Annotated in this window: 21 protein-coding genes and 5 tRNA genes; 15 read left to right on the forward strand and 11 right to left on the reverse strand. The window is 70.6% G+C overall.

Annotation, left to right across the window (positions count from 1 at the left end):
• Positions 1-182 precede the first annotated feature (182 nt).
• The 8 genes from ACN9MM_RS27615 to ACN9MM_RS27650 all read right to left on the reverse strand — a co-directional run bounded on the left by ACN9MM_RS27615 (position 183) and on the right by ACN9MM_RS27650 (position 10,765).
• The gene (locus tag ACN9MM_RS27615) at positions 183-764 is read right to left on the reverse strand and encodes a GTP-binding protein (protein WP_073912790.1); all 582 of its coding nucleotides are present in this window, start codon (positions 762-764) and stop codon (positions 183-185) included.
• On the reverse strand, positions 745-1,293 hold the full coding sequence (locus tag ACN9MM_RS27620; protein ID WP_382866043.1) for a DUF742 domain-containing protein: 549 nt from the start codon (positions 1,291-1,293) through the stop codon (positions 745-747). Before ACN9MM_RS27620 ends, ACN9MM_RS27615 begins: the two co-directional genes overlap by 20 nt.
• A 91-nt stretch (positions 1,294-1,384) precedes the next feature.
• Positions 1,385-1,798: a roadblock/LC7 domain-containing protein gene (locus ACN9MM_RS27625; RefSeq protein WP_056644956.1), complete on the reverse strand. Its 414-nt coding sequence runs from the start codon at positions 1,796-1,798 to the stop codon at positions 1,385-1,387.
• A 7-nt stretch (positions 1,799-1,805) separates the two neighbouring features.
• Complete coding sequence (locus ACN9MM_RS27630; protein WP_426366374.1) at positions 1,806-5,057, reverse strand: nitrate- and nitrite sensing domain-containing protein; 3,252 nt, start codon at positions 5,055-5,057, stop codon at positions 1,806-1,808.
• A 340-nt stretch (positions 5,058-5,397) separates the two neighbouring features.
• Entirely contained in the window at positions 5,398-5,979 is a 582-nt protein-coding gene (locus tag ACN9MM_RS27635) for a GTP-binding protein (protein WP_017235981.1), read from the reverse strand.
• Complete coding sequence (locus tag ACN9MM_RS27640) at positions 5,960-6,364, reverse strand: DUF742 domain-containing protein (protein ID WP_017235980.1); 405 nt, start codon at positions 6,362-6,364, stop codon at positions 5,960-5,962. The genes ACN9MM_RS27635 and ACN9MM_RS27640 overlap by 20 nt, the downstream gene beginning before the upstream one ends.
• Positions 6,365-6,523: 159 nt before the next feature.
• Positions 6,524-6,937, reverse strand: a complete 414-nt coding sequence (locus ACN9MM_RS27645) for a roadblock/LC7 domain-containing protein (protein WP_030496942.1) — start codon at positions 6,935-6,937, stop codon at positions 6,524-6,526.
• 9 nt (positions 6,938-6,946) lie between these two features.
• A complete protein-coding gene (locus ACN9MM_RS27650) occupies positions 6,947-10,765 on the reverse strand; it encodes a sensor histidine kinase (protein ID WP_426366376.1) in 3,819 nt (1,272 codons plus the stop codon).
• Positions 10,766-11,333: 568 nt separating this feature from the next.
• On the opposite strand from ACN9MM_RS27650, the gene ACN9MM_RS27655 reads away from it, so the two are divergent.
• From ACN9MM_RS27655 to ACN9MM_RS27695, 9 genes are all read left to right on the forward strand, one after another.
• Complete coding sequence (locus ACN9MM_RS27655) at positions 11,334-11,537, forward strand: hypothetical protein (RefSeq protein WP_382866036.1); 204 nt, start codon at positions 11,334-11,336, stop codon at positions 11,535-11,537.
• A 140-nt stretch (positions 11,538-11,677) separates the two neighbouring features.
• On the forward strand, positions 11,678-12,463 hold the full coding sequence (locus tag ACN9MM_RS27660; RefSeq protein ID WP_356894186.1) for a fumarylacetoacetate hydrolase family protein: 786 nt from the start codon (positions 11,678-11,680) through the stop codon (positions 12,461-12,463).
• Positions 12,456-13,931 (forward strand): glutamate--tRNA ligase, encoded by a 1,476-nt coding sequence (gene gltX / locus ACN9MM_RS27665; RefSeq protein ID WP_426366377.1) that lies wholly within the window; start codon positions 12,456-12,458, stop codon positions 13,929-13,931. The genes ACN9MM_RS27660 and gltX overlap by 8 nt, the downstream gene beginning before the upstream one ends.
• Before the next feature lie 60 nt (positions 13,932-13,991).
• Entirely contained in the window at positions 13,992-14,714 is a 723-nt protein-coding gene (locus tag ACN9MM_RS27670; protein ID WP_426366378.1) for an HAD family hydrolase, read from the forward strand.
• Between the two features lie 95 nt (positions 14,715-14,809).
• Positions 14,810-14,881, forward strand: a tRNA-Gln gene (locus ACN9MM_RS27675).
• A gap of 43 nt (positions 14,882-14,924) precedes the next feature.
• Positions 14,925-14,997, forward strand: a tRNA-Glu gene (locus tag ACN9MM_RS27680).
• 61 nt (positions 14,998-15,058) lie between these two features.
• A tRNA-Glu gene (locus tag ACN9MM_RS27685) sits at positions 15,059-15,131 on the forward strand.
• 14 nt (positions 15,132-15,145) lie between these two features.
• Positions 15,146-15,217 (forward strand) — tRNA-Gln (locus ACN9MM_RS27690).
• A 39-nt stretch (positions 15,218-15,256) separates the two neighbouring features.
• A tRNA-Glu gene (locus ACN9MM_RS27695) sits at positions 15,257-15,332 on the forward strand.
• A gap of 122 nt (positions 15,333-15,454) precedes the next feature.
• Here the strand turns inward: ACN9MM_RS27695 and ndgR are convergent.
• A complete protein-coding gene (gene ndgR, locus ACN9MM_RS27700; RefSeq protein ID WP_005311436.1) occupies positions 15,455-16,171 on the reverse strand; it encodes an IclR family transcriptional regulator NdgR in 717 nt (238 codons plus the stop codon).
• A 140-nt stretch (positions 16,172-16,311) separates the two neighbouring features.
• Here ndgR and leuC point away from each other — a divergent pair, with 140 nt between their 5' ends.
• From leuC to ACN9MM_RS27720, 4 genes are all read left to right on the forward strand, one after another.
• Complete coding sequence (gene leuC / locus ACN9MM_RS27705) at positions 16,312-17,736, forward strand: 3-isopropylmalate dehydratase large subunit (RefSeq protein ID WP_017235972.1); 1,425 nt, start codon at positions 16,312-16,314, stop codon at positions 17,734-17,736.
• Positions 17,737-17,742: 6 nt separating this feature from the next.
• Complete coding sequence (leuD, locus tag ACN9MM_RS27710; protein ID WP_426366379.1) at positions 17,743-18,336, forward strand: 3-isopropylmalate dehydratase small subunit; 594 nt, start codon at positions 17,743-17,745, stop codon at positions 18,334-18,336.
• A gap of 104 nt (positions 18,337-18,440) precedes the next feature.
• The gene (locus ACN9MM_RS27715; RefSeq protein WP_015036430.1) at positions 18,441-18,668 is read left to right on the forward strand and encodes a hypothetical protein; all 228 of its coding nucleotides are present in this window, start codon (positions 18,441-18,443) and stop codon (positions 18,666-18,668) included.
• Positions 18,669-18,811: 143 nt separating this feature from the next.
• Positions 18,812-19,507 carry an HU family DNA-binding protein gene (locus tag ACN9MM_RS27720; protein ID WP_426366381.1) on the forward strand — a complete coding sequence of 232 codons (696 nt, stop codon included), beginning with the start codon at positions 18,812-18,814 and terminating at the stop codon, positions 19,505-19,507.
• An 82-nt stretch (positions 19,508-19,589) separates the two neighbouring features.
• On the opposite strand, the gene ACN9MM_RS27725 is transcribed toward ACN9MM_RS27720, so the two are convergent.
• Together ACN9MM_RS27725 and cofC are read right to left on the reverse strand one after the other, a co-directional pair.
• On the reverse strand, positions 19,590-19,799 hold the full coding sequence (locus ACN9MM_RS27725; protein ID WP_030551092.1) for a hypothetical protein: 210 nt from the start codon (positions 19,797-19,799) through the stop codon (positions 19,590-19,592).
• A 10-nt stretch (positions 19,800-19,809) separates the two neighbouring features.
• Complete coding sequence (cofC, locus tag ACN9MM_RS27730; protein WP_426366382.1) at positions 19,810-20,475, reverse strand: 2-phospho-L-lactate guanylyltransferase; 666 nt, start codon at positions 20,473-20,475, stop codon at positions 19,810-19,812.
• 127 nt (positions 20,476-20,602) lie between these two features.
• Here cofC and ACN9MM_RS27735 point away from each other — a divergent pair, with 127 nt between their 5' ends.
• Together ACN9MM_RS27735 and ACN9MM_RS27740 are read left to right on the forward strand one after the other, a co-directional pair.
• Complete coding sequence (locus ACN9MM_RS27735; RefSeq protein WP_426366383.1) at positions 20,603-21,355, forward strand: lysophospholipid acyltransferase family protein; 753 nt, start codon at positions 20,603-20,605, stop codon at positions 21,353-21,355.
• Entirely contained in the window at positions 21,352-22,353 is a 1,002-nt protein-coding gene (locus ACN9MM_RS27740; protein WP_426366384.1) for an NAD(P)H-dependent glycerol-3-phosphate dehydrogenase, read from the forward strand. Before ACN9MM_RS27735 ends, ACN9MM_RS27740 begins: the two co-directional genes overlap by 4 nt.
• The last annotated feature ends 65 nt before the right edge of the window (positions 22,354-22,418 follow it).

The following is a 22,418-nucleotide window of genomic DNA, read 5'->3' on the forward strand; positions in this document are numbered from 1 at the left end:
ACGAAGGGCCCCGCACCGACATCGGTGCGGGGCCCTTCGCCGTCGGCACAGGGGCGGACGCGCCCGCGAGGGCGCCGTTCCGTTGTGCCCACCCGTTCCGCCCTGCGGGGGGAGTGCCCACGGCATGCTGAAGGCCCCGCACCGATCGAGGTGCGGGGCCTTCTGCCGTGCGTCCGTCGGGACTACCGCAGGCGTGCCATGAGGGCGTGCTCGACGAGCGTGATGAGGGCGCTCTTGGCGTCGGCGCGGTGGCGGGCGTCGGTGGTGATGATGGGGGTGTCCGGGCCGATCTGGAGGGCCTCGCGGACTTCCTCGGGCTGGTAGGGCTGGGCTCCGTCGAAGCCGTTGAGGGCGATGACGAAGGGGAGGCCGGAGTTCTCGAAGTAGTCGACGGCGGGGAAGCAGTCGGCGAGGCGGCGGGTGTCGACGAGGACGACGGCGCCGATGGCGCCGCGGACCAGGTCGTCCCACATGAACCAGAAGCGGTCCTGTCCGGGGGTGCCGAACAGGTACAGGATCAGGTCCTGGTCGAGCGTGATGCGGCCGAAGTCCATGGCGACGGTCGTCGTCTTCTTGTCGCCGGTGTGGGTGAGGTCGTCGATGCCCGCGGAGGCGGAGGTCATGACGGCTTCGGTACGCAGCGGGTTGATCTCCGAGACGGCGCCGACGAACGTGGTCTTGCCCACGCCGAAGCCGCCCGCCACCACGATCTTCGCGCTGGTGGTTGAACGGGCCGCGCCGCCGCTAGAGCTTGCGAAGTCCACTGAGCACCCTTTCGAGCAGTGTCACGTCTGGCTGACCGCCGGCGGCCTCGTCGCCGCCCGGCTGGTGGATGGCGACGAGTCCGGCCTCGGCCAGGTCGGCGACGAGGATTCGGGCGACGCCGAGGGGAATGGAGAGAAGTGCCGAGATCTCCGCGACCGACTTGATCTCGAAGCAGAGCCGGCAGATCCGCTGGTGCTCGGGCAACTGCCCCTGCAGCCGGGCCGGATCGGCCGTCGTACTGACCAGCGCCTCGATGGCGAGCTGGTAACGCGGCCGGGTCCGGCCACCGGTCATCGCGTACGGACGCACCAGCGGGTTGTGCCCACCGGAGCCGCCCGAGGAGGACGGCCCGCGCGAGGCGGACGGCGAACCCGCGGCCGACGGGACCTGAGGCTGCGCGTAGGGCTGCGACACGCCCTGTCTGCTCGGGGTGGAGGGAAAGTTGAACCGGTTCTGCGCGGCGTCGCCCAGCGGCGCCTGGTGCGCGCCATAACCGTTGTAAGGGCTCGCGCCCGGGGGTGTACCCACGTCTCCTCCTCCGACTGCCTCGCGGTCCATGTCCCTTGAACCGCGCCACCGCACCTTACGGTGCGGTGGCACGAAACGCACTGTCCGTCTGTTAGTTGAGCAGACTTCCCTGAAGTTCCGCCCGGAGGTCAGGTGTCAGGACGGTGCCCGCGCGGTCCACGAGCAGGGCCATCTCGTAGCCCACGAGACCGATGTCGGCCTCCGGGTGCGCGAGGACGGCCAGCGAGGAGCCGTCCGAGACCGACATGATGAAGAGGAAGCCGCGCTCCATCTCCACCACGGTCTGGTTGACCGCACCACCCTCGAAGATCCTGGACGCGCCCGCGGTCAGCGAGGTCAGTCCGGAGGCGACGGCCGCCAGCTGGTCGGCGCGGTCACGAGGGAAGCCCTCGGACATCGCCAGCAGGAGTCCGTCGGCGGAGACCACCACCGTGTGCGACACCCCGGGGGTGTTGTCCACGAAGTTGGTGATCAACCAGTTCAGATTCTGCGCCGCCTGGCTCATGCTCACACTAACGCTCCTGGTTGTAGGTACTGCCCGGGCCGAGGCCCGATCCGTTCGTGTCCGTTCCCGCGTTGCGTCCCTGCTGGACGCCCCGGCGCAGGTTGCTCAACCTGCCCCGTACGTCCTCGGGGGCGCGGGAGACCTGGGGGCCGCCCTGCGGAGTCTGCTCAGCCGTGCCCTCGACCAGGTTGGCCTTCGGGACCCGCCGGGGAAGACCGGACGAGGTGACCCCGCCCGCCTTGGGGTCCTTGAGCTTGCCGGCCCGCTGCCAGCGCTCGTCGTTGGTCGAGCGCCATGCGTCGGAGCCTTCGGCTTCGTCCTGCTGCTGCACCGGCTGCGCGGGCTTCGGCTGCTGCGGCGCCTGCTGCGGCACCTGCTGCGTCGGCGGGGCGACGCTGCCGCGGCGCGGCAGACCTGCGTCTGTCAGCGCGTGTCCGGCGTCCGGGGAGGGACTCGCGGTCGGACCCGGACGGTCGAAGCCTACGCGCTCGGGGGCCTGTTCGGGAGCGCTCGGAGCAGATTCCGATTCCGCTCCGAAATCCTGCCCGTAGCCACCCTGGTACGCGCTCTGATCGGGCCACTGTGCCTGGTGGGACTGGGGATCGAACGCATTGTCGTACTGCTGGTGTTCGGTTCCCGAGGTCTCGTACGAGCCTTCCGCATAGCCCTGCTGCGGGTACGTCTCGTAGCCCTGCTGCGGGTAGGCGTAGCCGTCCTGCTGCGGGTAGCCGGCCGCGTACTCCTGGCCGTACTCCTGAGCCGGGTACTGCTGCTCCCCCTGGTACTGCTGCTCCGCCTGGTACTGCTGCTCCGCCGGGTACTCCTGCGCCTGCTGCTGCCCGTACTCCTGGCCCTGGTCGTACTCCTGGGCCCGGTCGTACTGCTCCGCCTCCTCCTGGAAGGGCGGGGTGTCGCCGCCCTGCGCCTGGGCCTCCAGGGCGGCACGCCGCCCCCCGCGCTGGAGCGAGCGGTTGACCGGGTCGAGCTGACGCTCCTCCTCGGCCGGCTGCTCGTAGCGCGAGTCGTCGAAGCCGAGGTCGGCCGCGGTGAGCATCTGCTGCGGCGGAGCGGCCTCGAAGGCGTTCGGCTGCTGCTGCGGCATGATCTGAGAGACGGTGAAGTCGTCCTGGAGCGGCTGCTCGCCGCCGCCACCGTGCGTGATCGCGTCCGGCAGCATGACCAGCGAGGTCGTCCCGGCCTGCTCGCCCGAGGGGCGGAGCTGGACCCGGATGCCGTGCCGGTCGGCGAGCCGGCCGACCACGAAGAGGCCCATGCGCTGCGAGACGGCGGCGTCCACGGTCGGCGGGTTCGCCAGCTTGTGGTTGATGTCCGCGAAGTCCTCGGCGGTGAGGCCGATGCCCTTGTCGTGGATCTCGACCATCACGCGGCCGTCGGGGAGACGGGTCGCGGTGACGCGCACCTTGGTCTGCGGGGAGGAGAACGTGGTGGCGTTCTCCAGGAGCTCGGCGAGCAGGTGCACGAGGTCGGTCACGGCCTGGCCGTGGATCTCGGCCTCCGGCACGCCGGCCAGCTCGATGCGCTCGTACTGCTCCACCTCGGAGGAGGCGGCGCGCATGACGTCGACCAGCGGGACCGGCTGGTCCCAGCGGCGGCCCGGCTCCTCGCCGGCGAGGACGAGGAGGTTCTCGCCGTTGCGGCGCATACGGGTGGCCAGGTGGTCCAGGCGGAAGAGGTTCTCCAGCTGGTCCGGGTCGGCCTCGTTGTTCTCCAGGTCGGTGATGAGGGTCAGCTGGCCCTCGATCAGCGACTGGTTGCGGCGCGAGAGGTTGGTGAAGATCGCGTTGACGTTGCCGCGGAGCATGGCCTGCTCGGCGGCGAGCCGGACGGCCTCGCGGTGGACCTGGTCGAAGGCGCGGGCGACCTCGCCGATCTCGTCCTGCGAGTCGATCGGGATGGGCTGGACGCGGGTGTCGACCCGGCCCGGCTCCGTACGGGAGAGCTGGTCGACGAGCATCGGCAGGCGCTGCTCGGCGATGCCGAAGGCGGCGGTCCGCAGCTGGCGCATCGAGCGGCTCATCTGGCGCGCCATCATCCCGGCGAGGATGAAAGCGGCCAGCAGGGCGACGACGACGATGCCGCCGTTGACCCAGGCGTCGGTCTTGGCCTCGTCGGAGATGTCGGCGGCCTCGGTCACGGCCTTGTCGACGAGGGTCTTCTCGACCTCGCTGTAGCCGTCGAACTTGGCGGTGGCGACGGCCATCCAGGTCTCGGGCGTGATGCCCTTGCCCTTCAGGTCCGCGATGCCCTCGGCGCTCTTGGCGGTGCCGATCTGGGAGGCCACGCCGGAGTAGACGGAGCCGTCCTTGCCCTTGGGGAGCTCGACGCCGGCCGCGGCCATCTTCTTCTCGCCGTCGGCGGCCTTGCCGGCCATGACCTTCTTGAGCAGCTCGACGTCCTCGGGCAGACCGCCGGAGTTGAACTCGCCGAGGGCGATCTGCTCCAGGTAGTTGTACGAGTTGAACGCCACCGACTGCTGGGCGAAGACGGCCTCGCCGTGGCTGGGCCGGACCAGGAGCTGCGTACCGATGGAGCGCTGGAGGGACTCCGCGCCCTTCGAGAGCTGGATCGCGTAGACCGTGCGGCCGTAGCTGGTGATGTTGCCGGTGCCCAGGCCGAGCTCGTTGGAGAACTCCATCAGGTAGTGCTGCACGCCCGTGTAGCCGAGCTGCGTGTTCACCGGGTCGAGGGAGCGGGTGTACGCGGCCTTGCGCAGCGTCTCCAGCTTGGGCTCCTCGTCCTGGAACAGCCGCAGGCGGCGCTCCAGGCCCTGGCCCGACGGCATGTCCTTGACGGCCTCGTCGAACTTCGCCTTGGCGGCGTCCGTCGCGGCGTACGCCCGGGTGACGTCGTCGACCTTGCGGTCCTCGGGGGTCTTCGCGACGAGCAGCGGGCCCGCGGTGAGGTCGCGCTCGTTGAGCAGGGCGGTGCCGTACTCCGAGGCGGCGCGCACGATGAGCGCCGTCTTCTCGGCGTCCTGCGCCTCCTGCCAGGTGTCGATCGCCGACTTGACCTGGAAGCTGCCCATGACGAGGCCGACGAGCACGGGTATGCAGAGGATCGCGTTCAGACGGGTGGGCACCCGCCAGTTGCGGGGCGACAGCTTGCTGGAGCTTCCCTTGGGTGCCTCTGTGGGGGGCGGCGTCACGGGAACGTCCGCGGGCGACACCGCTGTACGCGACGGCGGCGTGAAGTTGCCCCGCGTCTCCTGCTCCGCGGAGCTTTCCTTGCTTCGCCTCACTCGACCAACAACCTCTCGGCGTCGGCACCTACGTTGTGCCGGTGTTTCGTTCAGGGCCGTACTACTCGGGAGTTCATGAATTGCAGCACGTGAAGGGGGTCCGTTCCAAACAGTGGGAAGCGGCCTCTTCCAGTGGTCCAGGCCTCACATAAAACGGGCATAAAGAGCGAGCCCCGCCAAATGGCGGGGCTCAGGTGAGCGCAGCGACACCGATCGGATGCGTCGGGTGTCCGAGGCGCCCCAATTCTCTGTCGAAATGTTATGAACGCGAGGGCGGCCGTGTCGAACGACACAGACCGCCCCCGACGGAGGCATATGACAACTGTCCTGGCCCGATCCTCTACTTGAGCCGTGCCATGAGGGCGTGCTCGACGAGCGTGATGAGGGCGCTCTTGGCGTCGGCGCGGTGGCGGGCGTCGGTGGTGATGATGGGGGTGTCCGGGCCGATCTGGAGGGCCTCGCGGACTTCTTCGGGCTGGTAGGGCTGGGCTCCGTCGAAGCCGTTGAGGGCGATGACGAAGGGGAGGCCGGAGTTCTCGAAGTAGTCGACGGCGGGGAAGCAGTCGGCGAGGCGGCGGGTGTCGACGAGGACGACGGCGCCGATGGCGCCGCGGACCAGGTCGTCCCACATGAACCAGAAGCGGTCCTGTCCGGGGGTGCCGAACAGGTACAGGATCAGGTCCTGGTCGAGCGTGATGCGGCCGAAGTCCATGGCGACGGTCGTCGTCGTCTTGCCACCGGTGTGCGTCAGATCGTCGATGCCGGCCGACGCGGAGGTCATGACGGCTTCGGTACGCAGCGGGTTGATCTCCGAGACGGCGCCGACGAACGTGGTCTTGCCCACGCCGAAGCCGCCCGCCACCACGATCTTCGCGCTGGTGGTCGATCTGGCCGCGCCGCCGCTAGAGCTTGCGAAGTCCACTGAGCACCCTTTCGAGCAGTGTCACGTCCGGCGTGCCGCCGGTCTCTCCGTTGCCCGGCTGGTGGATCGCCACCATGCCGGCCTCCGCCAGGTCGGCCACGAGGATCCGGGCGACGCCGAGCGGCATCGACAGGAGGGCCGACACCTCGGCCACCGACTTGACCTCGCGGCAGAGGTGGCAGATCCGCTGGTGCTCCGGCAGGAGCGTGGCGAGGTGTGCCGGGTCGGCCGTGGTGCTGACCAGTGCCTCGATGGCGAGCTGGTAGCGCGGCCGGGTCCGGCCGCCGGTCATCGCGTAAGGACGCACCAGCGGCTGGTCGCCCTCATGTCCGTACTCGTCGACTGAGGCGCCGTACGGATCGTGAGAGGCGGGGGGCGGGGTCATGAATCCTCCGGGCGTGACAGCAAGACTTCTGCCGTCTGATGGGGCCGGTGGGGGGCCGGGTGGGGCGGCCGGACGGTGAACGGTGCGCAGAGCGGTACGGAGGGGCGTACCGCCCTGTCGGTGTCGGTCGGTCGGTCGGGTGTCCGGTGTACGTGACCGCTAGTGGAGCAGGCTGCCCTGGAGCTCCGCACGGAGATCCGGGGTGAGCACGCTGCCGGCCCGGTCGACCAGCAGCGCCATCTCGTAGCCCACGAGGCCGATGTCGCACTCGGGGTGGGCGAGCACGGCCAGCGAGGAGCCGTCGGAGACGGACATCAGGAAGAGGAAGCCGCGCTCCATCTCCACCACGGTCTGCGCGACGGGTCCGCCCTCGAAGATCCGGGACGCGCCCGCGGTCAGCGAGGTCAGTCCGGATGCGACCGCCGCCAGCTGGTCGGCGCGGTCGCGGGGGAATCCTTCGGACATGGCCAGCAGGAGTCCGTCGGCGGAGACCACCACCGTGTGGGACACCCCGGGGGTGTTGTCCACGAAGTTGGTGATCAACCAGTTCAGATTCTGCGCCGCCTGGCTCATCGCGTTCAACTAACGCTCCTGCTGATGGTTCGGACCGAGGTGGTGGCTACCCGTGGTCGAGTTGCCGGCCTGGCGGCCCTGCTGGATGCCGCGGCGCAGATTGGTGAGCCGGCCGCGGACGTCGTCGGGTGCACGCGAGACCTGGGGGCCGGCCGAGTGGGCCTGCTCCTGTGCGGTCCCGGGTACGAGGTTGGCCTTCGGCACACGGCGCGGAAGACCGGAGGTGGTGACGCCGCCGGCCGCGGGCTTGCGCACCCGCTCCGCCTGGCGCACCAGCTCGTCGTTGGGCGAGGTCCGCCAGGCGGCCCCGCCGTTCTGGCGGCCGTCGCCGGCCGGGTCTCCGGCCGGACGGGGCGCCGGAGCGGACGGCTGCGACACGACCGGGGTCTGCGTCGTCTGCGTCAGGTCCGCCTGCTGCTGGGCCTGCTGCTGGGCCTGCTCCTGGTGGAACCAGTTGGTCTCCAGGTTGTCGTACAGCGGGGTACGACCGTCGCCCGCGCCACCGGCCGGCGGCAGGGCCTCCGGACGGCGCGGCTGCTGGAGCTGCGGCTGCTGCGGCTGCTGCTGACGCACCGGCTCGGCCGGGCGCGGGGCGCCGAAGTCGTCGCCGGTCCGCTGACGCGGCGCCGGGGCCTGGCCCTGCGGAGCCTGCTGCTGCGCCTGCGGTACGTAGGGCTGCTGGCCGAACTGCTGCTGCTGGCCCTGGTACGCCTGGGGCTGGGGGGCCTGCGGCTGCTGCGGCTGCTGCTGCGGGGCGCCGAAGTCCGGGCGCGGGAACTGGCCGGTGGAGCCGGGACCCTGCGGGGCGCCGAAGTCGGGGCGCGGGAACTGCGCCGTCGACGCCGGGTCCTGGCCACCGCCCTGGTACGCCTGCGGGGCCTGCGGCTGCTGCGGCCGGCCCTGCTGCGGCTGCTGGGGGGCGCCGAAGTCCGGACGCGGGAACTGGCCCGTGGAGCCAGGGCCCTGCGGCGCGCCGAACTGGCTCGCGGCCTCCGGCTCCTCGTGACCGCGCGGGGCGTCCAGCGGGGACATCTCCTGCTGCGGGCGCCGGACCGGCTGCTGCGGGTCGTTGCCCCAGCTCGTGGCCTGCGGGCGCTGCGGCTGCGGGTTGCCGCCGGGCAGCTCGGCGCGCGGGAAGTCGTACCCGCCCTGCTGGTTGCCCTGCTGCTGCTGCGGCTGCTGCTGGCCGGGTCCCGCCTGCGGGCCCGGCTGGTTGCCCCACACGTCCGTGCGGGACGGGATGGCGCTCGCGGCGCCGCCGATGAGGCCGCCCCCGCCGGGGCCCGGACGCATCGCGTCCGGCGACTGGGGGGCCTGCGGGATCTGCGGCAGCTGGCCGGTCTGCTCCAGCTGCGCGTTCTGCGGCTGCGGGGTCCGGGACTGCGGGGCGCCCTGCGGGCCGCCGGCGAGCGGGGCACCGTCACGGGCGGGCAGCGCGGCCCGCGGACCGCTCGTACCGACCTGGCCGCGCGTGGCACCGGCGCCGAGGCGGCCGGCCGCCGAGGACGGGGCACCGCCCTGGCCCGGACGTCCGCCACCGGGGCCACCGGCCGCGCCGGGACCGCCGGGGAGACGGCCGCCGGGGGCGGACGCACCCTGCGGCATCTGTCCCTGGCCGCCCGCGCCCGGCTTGGGCATGGGCTTCTTGCCGCCCTGGGCGACGTCGACCGGGAGCATGACGAGCGCGGTGGTGCCGCCCGAGTCGGACGGGCGCAGCTGGATCCGGATGCCGTGTCGCAGGGACAGGCGGCCGACCACGAACAGACCCATGCGGCGGGAGACGGAGACGTCCACGGTGGGCGGCGAGGCGAGCCGCTCGTTGATCGCGGCGAGGTCCTCGGGGGAGAGGCCGATGCCGGTGTCGTGGATCTCGACGAGCACACGGCCGTCGGGCAGCGCGTGACCGGTGACCCGGACCTTGGTCTGCGGGGAGGAGAACGAGGTGGCGTTCTCGAGCAGCTCGGCGAGGAGGTGCACGAGGTCGTTGACGACCCGGCCGGCGACCTCGGTCGCCGGGACCGCGGCCAGTTCGATGCGCTCGTACTGCTCCACCTCGGAGGCGGCGGCACGGAGGACGTCGACCAGCGGGACGGGGCGGGTCCAGCGGCGGCCCGGCTCCTCGCCGGCGAGGACGAGGAGGTTCTCGCCGTTCCGGCGCATACGGGTCGCGAGGTGGTCGAGCTTGAACAGCGAGGAGAGCTGGTCCGGGTCGGCCTCGCGGGACTCCAGCTCGGAGATGAGCGAGAGCTGACGCTGGATGAGGCCCTGGGAACGGCGCGAGAGGTTGGTGAACATCGCGTTGACGTTGCCCCGGAGGAGGGCCTGCTCGGCGGCGAGGCGGACGGCCTCGCGGTGCACGTCGTCGAAGGCCGCGGCCACCTGGCCGATCTCGTCCCGGGAGTGCACACCGACGGACTCGACGGAGGTGTCGACGTCCTGCGGGTCGGACTCGGAGAGCTGCTTGACGAGCTCGGGCAGACGGTCCTGGGCGACCTTGGTCGCGGTGTCCTGGAGCCGGCGCAGCGAGCGGATCATGGACCGGGCCACGACGAAGGCGCCGATGAGCGAGACGCCGAGGACGAGGAGGATCAGCGCACCGTTGATGATGGCGTCGCGCTGCGACTCCTGCTTCAGCTCACGGGCCATGGTCTCCATGTCACCGAGCAGACCTCGCTCGATGCGGTTCATGGCGGTGATCTTGGTGCTGTACTCGTCGGTGAAGTTCAGGTGACCGCGCGGCGCGCCTTCCGGCATCGCGGTGTCCGAGTTCAGCACGCGCTCGGCGTACTTGTTGGCGGCGTTGATCGACGGGTCGCCGTTGTTCAGCGACTCGGTCCGCTCGGCGGCGTCACCGCCGGTCGACTCGTAGATCGCCTGGAAGGACTTGAGCTCGACGCCCTCACTGTTGAGGGCGGCCTCGCCGTAGAGGCGGTCACCCTGCTGGATCCGGCCCTTGGTCCGGTCGCTCGGCGGGAGCGCGGCCGCGATGATCGCCTGCTGGATGGAGGCGTACTCCTTGGCGGACGAGAACGCGGCGAGCGCGCGGGTCCGCTTGATCATCTCGGGGTTGCTGGTCGCCTGCGCCATGTCCTGGGACAGGCTGAGGAGCGAGCGGATGAGGCGGCTGTACGCCTCGACCGTCACCGAGTGGGACACGCCCTTCTCGTAGGCGCTGCCCCGGATGGAGTGGAGCTCGGTGACCTGCGAGGCGATCTGGCTGACGTTCTGGCGGATGCTGCGCAGCGCCTCGTCGCCCTCGGTGGCCGGGATGTCCTCGGTGGCGTCGAGGAAGGCCTTGTACTCGCGGTCCGTCTTGCGGCGCGGGTTGGCGACCTGGTAGTCGCTGACCGGGCGGCCGTTGGCCAGCGGGCCGGCGGACAGGTCGCGCTCGGCCTGCAGGGCCTGCGCGAGGTCCGTCGCCTCACGGGTCAGCTTGGTCAGCAGCTGCATGTGGTCGAGCTGCTCCATGTCCTGGAGCGAGTCGCTGATGCGGATGCCGCCCAGCGTGGTCGCGGCGACCACGGGGAGGGTGAGGAGCGCGACCAGGCGCGTGGAGATGCGCCAGTTGCGCAGGGCTATTCGAGGTCCGACCTCGTTCTCGGCCCGGGCCTTGGGGGGCGTGGCGGAGGGCTCGGCGGACTTGGCCTTGGCGCTCGCACGCCTGCCGGTCTCACCGCCCTCGCCGGACGGACCCTGACCCTGGTTCGGGGTGTGCGGGGCCGAGGGACCGCGGTCGGTCCCGGCACGCGGTTCCTGCTCCGGAGCATCCGCCCGGCCCTGGCGGGCCTGGGGAGACCCCGAGCCATCCCTCTTGAAACGTCCCTGCACTAGCGTCGCAACCTCTGGACCAGGCGTCCTTCCGGGTGAACGGAGAGGACGGTGTCGGCGTCAATCGGAGCGCGTGGAGCGCTCCAGGTGGTCGTCGGTGACCGGCGCAGTTCCCCCTTCCCCGCCACTCGGCCGGCGCTGCGTCGCGCCTCCTGCGCGCCGGCTTGAAACCCGCGGCGGTGCGTGGAATTCCAGCACAGTGCCGGATCTCCAACAAGGGCCGCGTGTCGTGGCGGGAGGGGTATGACAACGCGTGCACGGGATGTCACCCCATGTAGAAGATGATCACGGAGGATTCGGACTTTTCCTGCCCAATGAGCGGGCATCCCCGTGTGTCCCAGTCGCCATGATCAGGAGCGGAATAGCTCATTCAGTGGCGGAATGTCCCTTTCCGTGGTGACCGGCGACGGTCCGTAATGCCCGGAATGTGTCGCGTGTGGTGAGCAAACTCACACGCGAATCGATGTCTCAGCCATGCATTCGAAGGGAATCGCATGTTTAGCCTGACGCTTTACACCCCTTCGCGCCCGTACGGGCGCCCGTCCCGGAACAAGGTCTGATCACCGCGATGAAGACGACGACGCTCCGCACCACGGCCAACCCCCGCCGCTCCACCCTCGTCCACCTCTCGGACGCCGCAGAACTCGGCCGGGGAGCCCAGCCGGAGTACGCGGTCGAGCTCCCGGGCAACACGGCCAACCCGCGCCGCACCGTCCTGATGCAGGCCCCGGCCCCGCACCAGCCCCAGCCGTACGCCACCGCGTCCCGCTGACGTGACGCGGGACACCACCCGCGTCCCGCTCGTCATCACCTTCCATCACCCCCGGTGATATCGCCGGTCGGCCGCCCCCTCGCCGCGTTAGCCTGGAGCGTCAGACTCCAGCCAGTACCAAGTGAGGGGCGACAGCACTCGTGCGCATCGCCAGATTCTCCATCGACGGCAATGTGGCCTTCGGCGCCGTCGAGGGCGAGGGAACCGTCGAGTCCGGCGGCCTCGTCCTCGACATCATCAAGGGCATCCCGTACACCGACTTCGAGCTCAGCGGCACCAAGGTCCCGCTGAGCAAGGTACGGCTCCTGCCGCCCGTGCTCCCCAACAAGGTCGTGGCCATCGGCCGCAACTACGCCGAGCACGCCGCCGAACTCGGCAACGAGGTCCCCGACGTCCCCGTCGCCTTCTTCAAGCCCACCACCTCGGTGATCGGCTCCGGCGACGCCATCGAGTACCCCTCCTTCTCGAACGAGCTGCACCACGAGGCCGAACTGGCCGTGGTCATCGGCCGCATGTGCCGCGAGGTGCCCCGCGAGCGCGTGAAGGACGTCGTCTTCGGCTACACCTGCGCCAACGACGTCACCGCCCGCGACGCCCAGCAGCGCGAGAAGCAGTGGGCCCGCGCCAAGGGCTTCGACACCTCCTGCCCCCTGGGCCCCTGGGTGGAGACCGACCTCGACCCGAGCGACCTGACCATCCAGGCCACGGTCAACGGCGAGCAGCGCCAGCTGGGTCGGACGAGCGACATGATCCGCTCCATCGAGGACCTGGTCGTCCACATCACCGAGGCCATGACGCTGCTCCCCGGCGACGTCATCCTCACCGGCACCCCCGCCGGGGTCGGCCCCCTCAACGTCGGCGACGAGGTCGCCGTCACCATCGAAGGCATCGGCACTCTCACCAATAAGGTGATCAAGCGTGGCTAACGCGAAAATCCGCGTCCGTTTCTGTCCGTCGCCGACCGGCAACCCCCACGTGGGCCTGGTCCGCACCGCTCTCTTCAACTGGGCCTTCGCCCGGCACAACGAGGGCACCATGGTCTTCCGCATCGAGGACACCGACGCTGCGCGCGACTCCGAGGAGTCGTACAACCAGCTGCTCGACTCCCTCAAGTGGCTGGGCCTCGACTGGGACGAGGGCCCCGAGGTCGGCGGCCCCCACGAGCCGTACCGCCAGTCCCAGCGGATGGACATCTACAAGGACGTCGCGGACAAGCTGCTCGCCGGCGGATACGCGTACCCCTGCTACTGCACCACCGAGGAGCTCGACGAGCGCCGCGAGGCCGCCCGCGCCGCTGGCCGCCCCTCCGGCTACGACGGCCACTGCCGCGACCTCACCGACGAGCAGAAGGCGGCCTACGAGGCCGAGGGCCGCGCGTCGATCGTCCGCTTCCGGATGCCCGACGAGCCGATCACCTTCACCGACCTGGTCCGCGGAGAGCTCACCTTCACCCCGGAGAACGTGCCGGACTACGGCATCCTCCGGGCCAACGGCGCCCCGCTCTACACCCTGGTCAACCCGGTCGACGACGCCCTGATGGAGATCACCCACGTCCTGCGCGGCGAGGACCTGCTCTCCTCCACCCCGCGCCAGGTCGCGCTCTACAAGGCGCTGATCGAGCTGGGCGTCGCCAAGGAGATCCCCTCCTTCGGCCACCTGCCGTACGTCATGGGAGAGGGCAACAAGAAGCTCTCCAAGCGCGACCCGCAGGCCTCCCTCAACCTCTACCGGGAGCGCGGCTTCCTCCCCGAGGGCCTCCTGAACTACCTGTCGCTCCTCGGCTGGTCCTTCTCGGCCGACCAGGACATCTTCACCATCCCCGAGATGGTGGCGAAGTTCGACATCGCCGACGTCAACGCCAACCCGGCGCGGTTCGACCTCAAGAAGGCCGAGTCGATCAACGCCGACCACATCCGGATGCTGGACGTGAAGGCCTTCGCCGCGGCCTGCGAGCCCTGGCTCCGCGCCCCGCACGCCCCCTGGGCGCCGGAGGACTTCGACCAGGCCGCCTGGGAGGCCATCGCGCCGCACGCCCAGACCCGGGTGACCGTCCTCTCGGACATCACGGCCAACGTGGACTTCCTCTTCCTGGCCGAGCCGGTCTTCGACCAGCCCTCGTGGGACAAGGCGATGAAGGGCGAGCCCGCGGCCCTGCTCACCACCGCCCGCGAGAGGCTCGACGCGGCCGACTGGAGCGACCCCGAGTCCCTGAAGAACGCGGTCCTGGCCGCCGGCGAGGCCCACGGCCTCAAGCTCGGCAAGGCGCAGGCCCCGGTCCGCGTCGCCGTCACCGGCCGCACGGTCGGCCTGCCGCTCTTCGAGTCCCTGGAGATCCTGGGCAAGGAGAAGACCCTGGCCCGCATCGACGCGGCCCTGGCGAAGCTCGCCGCCTGATCCGCACCGCACGCACCGGTACCCCCGTCCCGAGCCCGGGACGGGGGTACCGTCGTCTCCATGGCCATCCGCGCGGTGCTCTGGGACATCGACGACACGATCTTCGACTACGCGAGTGCCGACCGGGCCGGGATGCGGGCCCATCTCGTCGCCGAGGGACTGCTCGACGCGTGGGGCTCCGCCGAGGAGGCCCTGCGGCGCTGGAAGGAGCTCACGGAGCTGCACTGGCGCCGGTACGAGGCGGAGGGCGGGGACTTCCGGGACCAGCGACGCGCGCGCGTGCGGGACTTCCTCGGCCGGCCGGCGCTGACCGCCGCCGAGGCCGACGACTGGTCCGACCGGTACGTGGTCCACTACGAGGCCGCCTGGGAGCTGTTCCCCGACACCGTGCCCGTCCTCGACCTGCTGGCTCGTGACTACCGTCACGGAGTTCTGTCCAACTCCAGCATCCACAACCAGGAGCACAAGCTCCGCGCCCTGGGCGTACGGGACCGCTTCGAGGCCGTGCTGTGCGCCGCCGAGCTCGGCGTGGCCAAGCCCGCCCCGGAGGCCTTCCACGCCGCCTGTACCGCCCTTGACCTGCGCCCCCACGAGGTGGCGTACGTGGGGGACCAGCCGGACATCGACGCCAGGGGGGCCGTGGAGGCGGGGCTCCGGGGGATCTGGCTGGACCGTGCGGGGACCGGCGGGAGGCCCGAGCTGTCCCGGATCACCGACCTCCACCAGCTGCCCGGGCTGCTGCGTGCGGATACGCGTTTTGGAGCACCGTCCACCTTCGGGTAATGTTCTTTCTGCGCCGAGGGGAACGGGCCGAAAGGCCGGAAAGCCCCGAAAGCGCAAGCCGAGCAAGATCGCCTCTCGAAGTGATCACGCCCCGGTGGCCTATGGTGTAATTGGCAGCACGACGGTTTCTGGTTCCGTTAGTCTTGGTTCGAGTCCAGGTAGGCCAGCTCGCAGAGCTCATCTGCAATGTACGCGGATCTCATCCGCAAAGCCCCCGTTGTGTAGCGGCCTAGCACGCCGCCCTCTCAAGGCGGTAGCGCCGGTTCGAATCCGGTCGGGGGTACAGATCCTTCCCGCGGGATCACCTGGGTCGCACCCGGTGAACCCGATGCAGGATCGCTAGGGCCCCCGTTGTGTAGCGGCCTAGCACGCCGCCCTCTCAAGGCGGTAGCGCCGGTTCGAATCCGGTCGGGGGTACGGTGTAACCACCATGGCCTATGGTGTAATTGGCAACACTACGGTTTCTGGTACCGTCATTCTTGGTTCGAGTCCAGGTAGGCCAGCTCGCAGAGCTCATCTGCACCGCGGATCTGATCCGCAAGGCCCCCGTTGTGTAGCGGCCTAGCACGCCGCCCTCTCAAGGCGGTAGCGCCGGTTCGAATCCGGTCGGGGGTACCACATGAGGAAGCCCTTCCCTTCGGGGGAGGGCTTCTTCGCTGTTCGTGTCCCGGCACACAACTCCGGCCCACCGCTGCGGCGTTGGAGCGGTGGGCCGGTACGAACAGGAGGGACGGAGGAGCTCAGCCGTTGCGGCGGAGCGCCTCGGAGAGACGGGCGGCGGCGTCGATGACCGCCTGGGCGTGCATACGGCCCGGGTGGCGCGTCAGGCGCTCGATCGGACCCGAGACCGACACGGCGGCCACCACGCGGTTCGAGGGGCCGCGTACGGGCGCGGAGACGGACGCGACGCCCGGCTCCCGCTCACCGATCGACTGGGCCCATCCGCGGCGCCGTACGCCCGACAGGGCCGTCGCCGTGAAGCGGGCTCCCTGGAGGCCGCGGTGCAGCCGCTCGGGCTCCTCCCAGGCCATCAGGATCTGCGCGGACGAGCCGGCCTTCATGGTCAGCGTCGAGCCGACCGGGACCGTGTCCCGCAGGCCCGAGAGCCGCTCGGCCGCCGCCACGCAGATGCGCATGTCGCCCTGGCGCCGGTAGAGCTGGGCGCTCTCGCCGGTGACGTCGCGCAGATGCGTCAGAACCGGGCCCGCGGTCGCGAGCAGGCGGTCCTCGCCGGCCGCGGCGGCGAGCTCCGCCAGGCGCGGTCCGAGGATGAACCGGCCCTGCATGTCACGCGCCACCATCCGGTGGTGTTCCAGTGCCACGGCCAGTCGGTGTGCCGTGGGTCGTGCGAGTCCCGTCGCCGCGACCAGTCCTGCGAGGGTGGCCGGACCGGACTCCAGGGCGCTCAGGACAAGGGCTGCCTTGTCGAGAACGCCTACGCCGCTAGAGTTGTCCATGCAACGATATTCGCGTCTCACTCTGTGAAACGCAAGTTCAATTTTTCTCGGAACCTGTGACCCTGGTGACGCGGCCGCACAACGGCCCGCGAAACGGGTCTCTAGTTGTGCCGGCGTAGACGTCGGCCGGAGGGAAAGCGATGGGTAGGACACTCGCGGAGAAGGTCTGGGACGACCACGTCGTCCGGCGCGCCGAGGGCGAGCCCGACCTCCTCTTCATCGATCTGCACCTGCTGCACGAGGTGACCAGCCCCCAGGCCTTCGACGGCCTCCGGCAGAACGGCCGGCAGGTGCGGCGCCTCGACCTCACCATCGCCACCGAGGACCACAACACCCCGACCCTCGACATCGACAAGCCGATCGCGGACCCGGTCTCCCGCGCGCAGCTGGAGACCCTCCGCAAGAACTGTGCCGAGTTCGGTGTCCGGCTGCACCCGCTGGGCGACGTCGAGCAGGGCGTCGTCCACGTCGTGGGACCGCAGCTGGGCCTGACCCAGCCCGGCACCACCGTGGTCTGCGGCGACTCGCACACCTCCACGCACGGCGCCTTCGGCGCGCTGGCGTTCGGCATCGGCACCAGCCAGGTCGAGCACGTGCTCGCCACCCAGACGCTGCCGCTGGCCCGCCCGAAGACCATGGCGATCACGGTCGACGGCGAGCTGCCCGAGGACGTCACCGCGAAGGACCTGATCCTGGCGATCATCGCCAAGATCGGCACCGGCGGCGGCCAGGGCTACATCCTGGAGTACCGCGGCTCCGCCATCGAGAAGCTCTCGATGGAGGCCCGGATGACCATCTGCAACATGTCGATCGAGGCCGGCGCCCGCGCGGGCATGATCGCCCCCGACGAGACCACCTTCGCCTACCTGGAGGGCCGCGCCCACGCCCCCGAGGGCGAGGACTGGGACGCCGCCGTCGCGTACTGGAAGACCCTGAAGTCCGACGAGGACGCGGTCTTCGACGCCGAGGTCGTCATCGACGCCGCCTCCCTGGCGCCGTTCGTCACCTGGGGCACCAACCCCGGCCAGGGCGCGCCGCTTTCGGCGAACGTCCCCGACCCGGCTTCGTACGAAGACGCTTCGGAGCGCCTGGCCGCCGAAAAGGCCCTGGAGTACATGGGGTTGACCGCCGGGCAGCCGCTGCGGGACATCAAGGTCGACACCGTCTTCGTAGGCTCCTGCACCAACGGCCGCATCGAGGACCTGCGGAACGCGGCGTCCCTGCTGGAGGGCCGCAAGGTCGCCGACGGCGTCCGCATGCTGGTCGTCCCCGGCTCGGTCCGGGTCGCCCTGCAGGCCGTCGAGGAGGGCCTGGACAAGGTCTTCAAGGAGGCCGGCGCCGAATGGCGGCACGCGGGCTGCTCGATGTGCCTGGGCATGAACCCCGACCAACTGGCTCCCGGTGAGCGCTCCGCGTCCACCTCCAACCGCAACTTCGAGGGCCGGCAGGGCAAGGGCGGCCGGACGCACCTGGTCTCCCCGCAGGTCGCCGCCGCCACCGCCGTCCTGGGCCACCTGGCCTCCCCGGCCGATCTGTCCGACGTCGCCACCACCGCGGGGGTCTGAGGAACCATGGAAGCTTTCACCACGCACACCGGCCGGGCCGTCCCGCTGCGCCGCAGCAACGTCGACACCGACCAGATCATCCCGGCGCACTGGCTGAAGAAGGTCACCCGCGACGGCTTCGAGGACGGTCTCTTCGAGGCCTGGCGCAAGGACTCCGAGTTCGTCCTCAACCGCCCGGAGCGGCAGGGCGCCTCGGTCCTGGTCGCCGGCCCCGACTTCGGCACCGGCTCCTCCCGCGAGCACGCCGTCTGGGCGCTCCAGAACTACGGCTTCCAGGCGGTCATCTCCGCCCGCTTCGCCGACATCTTCCGCGGCAACTCGCTGAAGAACGGCCTGCTGACCGTCGTCCTCCCGCAGGAGACGGTGGACGCCCTCTGGGAGCTGACCGAGGCCGACCCGACCGCCGAGATCACCGTCGACCTGGAGGCGCGCAAGGTCCTGGCCGCCGGGATCGACGCCGACTTCGAGCTCGACGAGAACGCCCGCTGGCGTCTGCTGAACGGCCTGGACGACATCAGCCTCACCCTTCAGAACGAAGCCGACATCGCGGCCTTCGAGGCGGCTCGACCGGCCTTCAAGCCCCGTACAATTACGGTCTGAGCAGCGCTTTTCCAAGACTGCGCCCCCCACCGCCCGGTGGGGGGCGCAGTCGCTTGTTGAGACCCTGTCGGGCGACAACTCGCCCTAGATGGCACAATCGGTGCATGGAACGCGACAGCCAACTCGAGCTCTACGAGGCAGTCGCCGCCCGATTGAAGGAAGCGCACACAAGAGTGCGCTCACTGCAAGTCCCGGAGGGCGTAAGGATGGCGCTGTCCCGGAAGCTGCTGGTCGTCACGGCAGCGGCGAAGCACGATCTCAAGGACGCGGCAACGCGTCTCGACCGGTTGATGAAGGACCTCGACGAGGGCCGATTCCCAGAGGACGACTGACACCAGGAACTCCGCAACGGGACTTCTGCGTTGCGGCACTAGGGTGATTAGACCGTTTCGTGTTTGATTTGCGGTATATACATGCCTAACGTGCGAAAAAGCTTGAACACTTTCGTTCTGGCAATGTCTCCGAAGGGGAAGACGTGAACAAGGCGCAGCTCGTAGAAGCGATTGCCGACAAGATGGGCGGTCGTCAGCAGGCCGCCGAAGCCGTCGACCACGTGCTCGACGCCATCGTGCGTGCCGTGGTGGCCGGTGACCGGGTCTCGGTCACGGGTTTCGGCTCGTTCGAGAAGGTCGACCGGCCGGCCCGCTACGCCCGCAACCCGCAGACGGGTGAGCGCGTCCGGGTCAAGAAGACCTCCGTCCCGCGCTTCCGTGCAGGTCAGGGCTTCAAGGACCTGGTCAGCGGCTCGAAGAAGCTCCCCAAGGGCGGCGAGGTCTCCGTCAAGAAGGCCCCCAAGGGCAGCCTCACCGGTGGCGCCTCCGCGACCGTGAAGAAGGCCGCCGCCAAGAAGGCCACCACCGCCAAGAAGGCCGCCGCGAAGAAGGCGACCCCGGCGAAGAAGACCACGGCCGCCGTCAAGAAGGCGACCCCCGCGAAGAAGGCCACGACGGCCGCCAAGAAGGCGACGCCGGCGAAGAAGGCCACCACGGCCGCGGCGAAGAAGACCTCCGCCGCCGCCAAGAAGACCACCACGGCCGCCGCCAAGAAGGCGACGAAGGCCACGGCCAAGAAGACCGCGCCGGCCGCGAAGAAGGCCACGGCGACGAAGGCGCCCGCCAAGAAGACGACGGCGCGCAAGACCACCGCCAAGAAGACCGCCGCCAAGAAGTAGGACGCGCGGTACCGACCCGCCGGGCCGGGCTCCCCTCGGGGAGCCCGGCCCGCGGCGCGTCCGGACGGCCCGGCCGGGCGTCTCAGAACGTCTGCAGCGTCACCAGGGTGATCCGCAGGCCCGCACCCGACGTGCCCGGTTCGGCCTCGATCCGCACCCGCTGCCCCGGCCGCAGCAGCCGGAGCCCGCCCGCCTCGAAGGCCTCCGCCCCGAACTCCACGGGGGTGCCGTCGTCGAGCAGCACACTGCCGCTGCGGGTCTCGGGGTCGTACGTGAACGCGGTCGCCTGCATGGACCGCAGCCTATCCGGCCGCCGTCAGCCACCGGGCGGCCGTCCGCGGGCCGAGTCCGAGGGCCTGGGCCGCCGCCAGATCCTCCCCGGTGTCGACGTCCCGGCGTACGGAATCCACCCCGTCGAGCCGGATTTCCACCGCCCCCGAAGACAAATGCCGCAGCCTCGACGCGCCCCCGAATGCCGGTTCCAATTCCACACCCGGCGCCGCCGAGAGGAATGTCGTACCGATTTCGGCGGCATCCGCGAGAAATGCCCTCGGAAAATTGCCGGCCGCCTCCAGGACCCGGGCCAGCTCCGCGGACCGCAGTGCCGGAAGGTCCGCGTTGAGCGCCGCCACGCGCGCGTGCGGTCGCCCCGCCCGCACGGCACGGGCCCCGTGCGCGAGCGCCGCGTTGAGCCCCGCCGCCGGGGAGTCCGGCACGATCCGCGCCCCCAGGGCCGCGAGGGCCGCGCCGGCCGCGGGATCGTCCGTGACGACCGCCACATCGCGCACGCACGCGCACTCCAGCACCGCGCCCACCGTGTCCTCGGCGAACGCCAGCGCGAGCCGGGGGCGCAGCCGCGCTCCCGCCGCCGCGGCGAGTCTGCTCTTCGCCAGGGCAAGGGGCTTCAGGGGTACGACCAGGGACCAGCCGGCGTCGGCGTCGGTGTGCGTCGGGTGCAGCTGCTTCATCGGGGCCCATTCTGTCCCGCCCACGCGGCCCGCCGGAGGGCCCGGGGCGTACGGTGTCACTCGACAGAGCAGGAGCATGGGGCGACACTTGACCCCCTGCCAGCCAGTCCCGGAGAAAGGTGTCCGAGTGCCCCGCCGCAGAATCGGCTTCTGGTACCGCCTCGCGGCGGTCATCGCCAAACCCCCCCTGGTGGTTCTGTTCAAGCGGGACTGGCGCGGTATGGAGCACATTCCGGCCGACGGCGGATTCATCACCGCCGTCAACCACAACTCCTACCTGGACCCGCTGTCCTACGCGCACTACCAGTACAACACCGGTCGTGTTCCGCGCCTCCTGGCCAAGGCGGCCCTCTTCAAGGCCCCCTTCGTCGGCATGATGCTCCGCGGCACCGGCCAGATCCCCGTCTACCGCGAGACGACCAACGCGCTGGACGCCTTCCGCGCCGCCGTCGACGCCATCGAGCGCGGCGAGTGCGTCGCCTTCTACCCCGAGGGCACCCTCACCCGGGACCCCGACATGTGGCCCATGGCCGGCAAGACCGGCGCCGCCCGCGTCGCGCTGCTCACCAAGGTCCCCGTCATCCCGGTGGCCCAGTGGGGCGCCAACCTCGCGATGCCGCCGTACGCCAAGGAGAACAAGTTCCGGCTGTTCCCGCGCAAGACGCTGACCGTGCAGGCCGGCCCGCCCGTCGACCTCTCCCGCTTCGACGGCCTCGAGGCGACGCCCGAGGTGCTCCGCGAGGCCACCGAGGTCATCATGGCCGCCATCACCGCCCTCCTGGAGGAGGTCCGCGGGGAGAAGGCGCCCGCCGAGCCGTACGACCACCGCAGGGCCCGCCTGGAGCAGCGGCGCAAGGCCGCCGGGGAGGGCACCAAGTGACCAGGGCAGCCGTCTTCGGCAACGGATCCTGGGGCACCGCCTTCGCGATGGTGCTCGCCGACGCGGGCTGCGAGGTGAGCCTCTGGGGCCGCCGGGCCGAACTCGCCAAGGAGATCAACACCTCCCGGGTCAACCCCGACTACCTGCCGGGCGTCGAACTCCCGCGGGGGATCACGGCCACCGCGGACCCCGCCGAGGCCGCCGCGGACGCCGACTTCACCGTCCTCGTCGTCCCCTCCCAGACCCTGCGCGGCAACCTCGCCGCCTGGCGGCCGGTGCTCGCCCCGGACACCGTGCTCGTCTCCCTCATGAAGGGCGTCGAACTCGGCACCGCCAAGCGCATGAGCGAGGTCATCACCGAGGTCGCCGACGTGCCCGCCGACCGCGTCGCCGTCCTCACCGGCCCCAACCTGGCCAAGGAGATCGCCGCCCGGCAGCCCGCGGCCGCCGTGGTCGCCTGCTCCGACGAGACGGTCGCCCAGCGGCTCCAGACCGCCTGCATGACCCCGTACTTCCGCCCGTACACCAACACCGACGTGGTGGGCTGCGAGCTCGGCGGGGCCGTGAAGAACGTCATCGGCCTCGCCGTCGGCATCGCCAACGGCATGGGCCTCGGCGACAACTCCAAGGCCACGCTCATCACCCGCGGCCTCGCCGAGACCACCCGCCTGGGCCTCGCCATGGGCGCCGACCCGCTCACCTTCTCCGGTCTCGCGGGCCTCGGCGACCTCGTCGCCACCTGCTCCTCGCCGCTCTCCCGGAACAACACCTTCGGCACCAACCTCGGCCGCGGGATGACCCTCCAGGAGACCATCGCGGCCACCAGGCAGACCGCCGAGGGCGTCAAGTCCTGCGAGTCCGTGCTCGATCTGGGCCGCCGCCACGGCGTCGACATGCCCATCACCGAGACCGTCGTCTCCATCGTCCACGACGGCAAGCCGCCGGTCGTCGCGCTCAAGGAGCTCATGTCCCGCTCGGCCAAGCCCGAGCGCCGCTGAGCCGAACGCGCAAGGCACGAGCGGGGCGCTCAGGAGTTCGGGAGTCGCAAGGTACGCTCATCGCG

This window comes from Streptomyces sp. E-08, assembly GCF_049913095.1.
Taxonomy (GTDB): Bacteria; Actinomycetota; Actinomycetes; order Streptomycetales; family Streptomycetaceae; genus Streptomyces.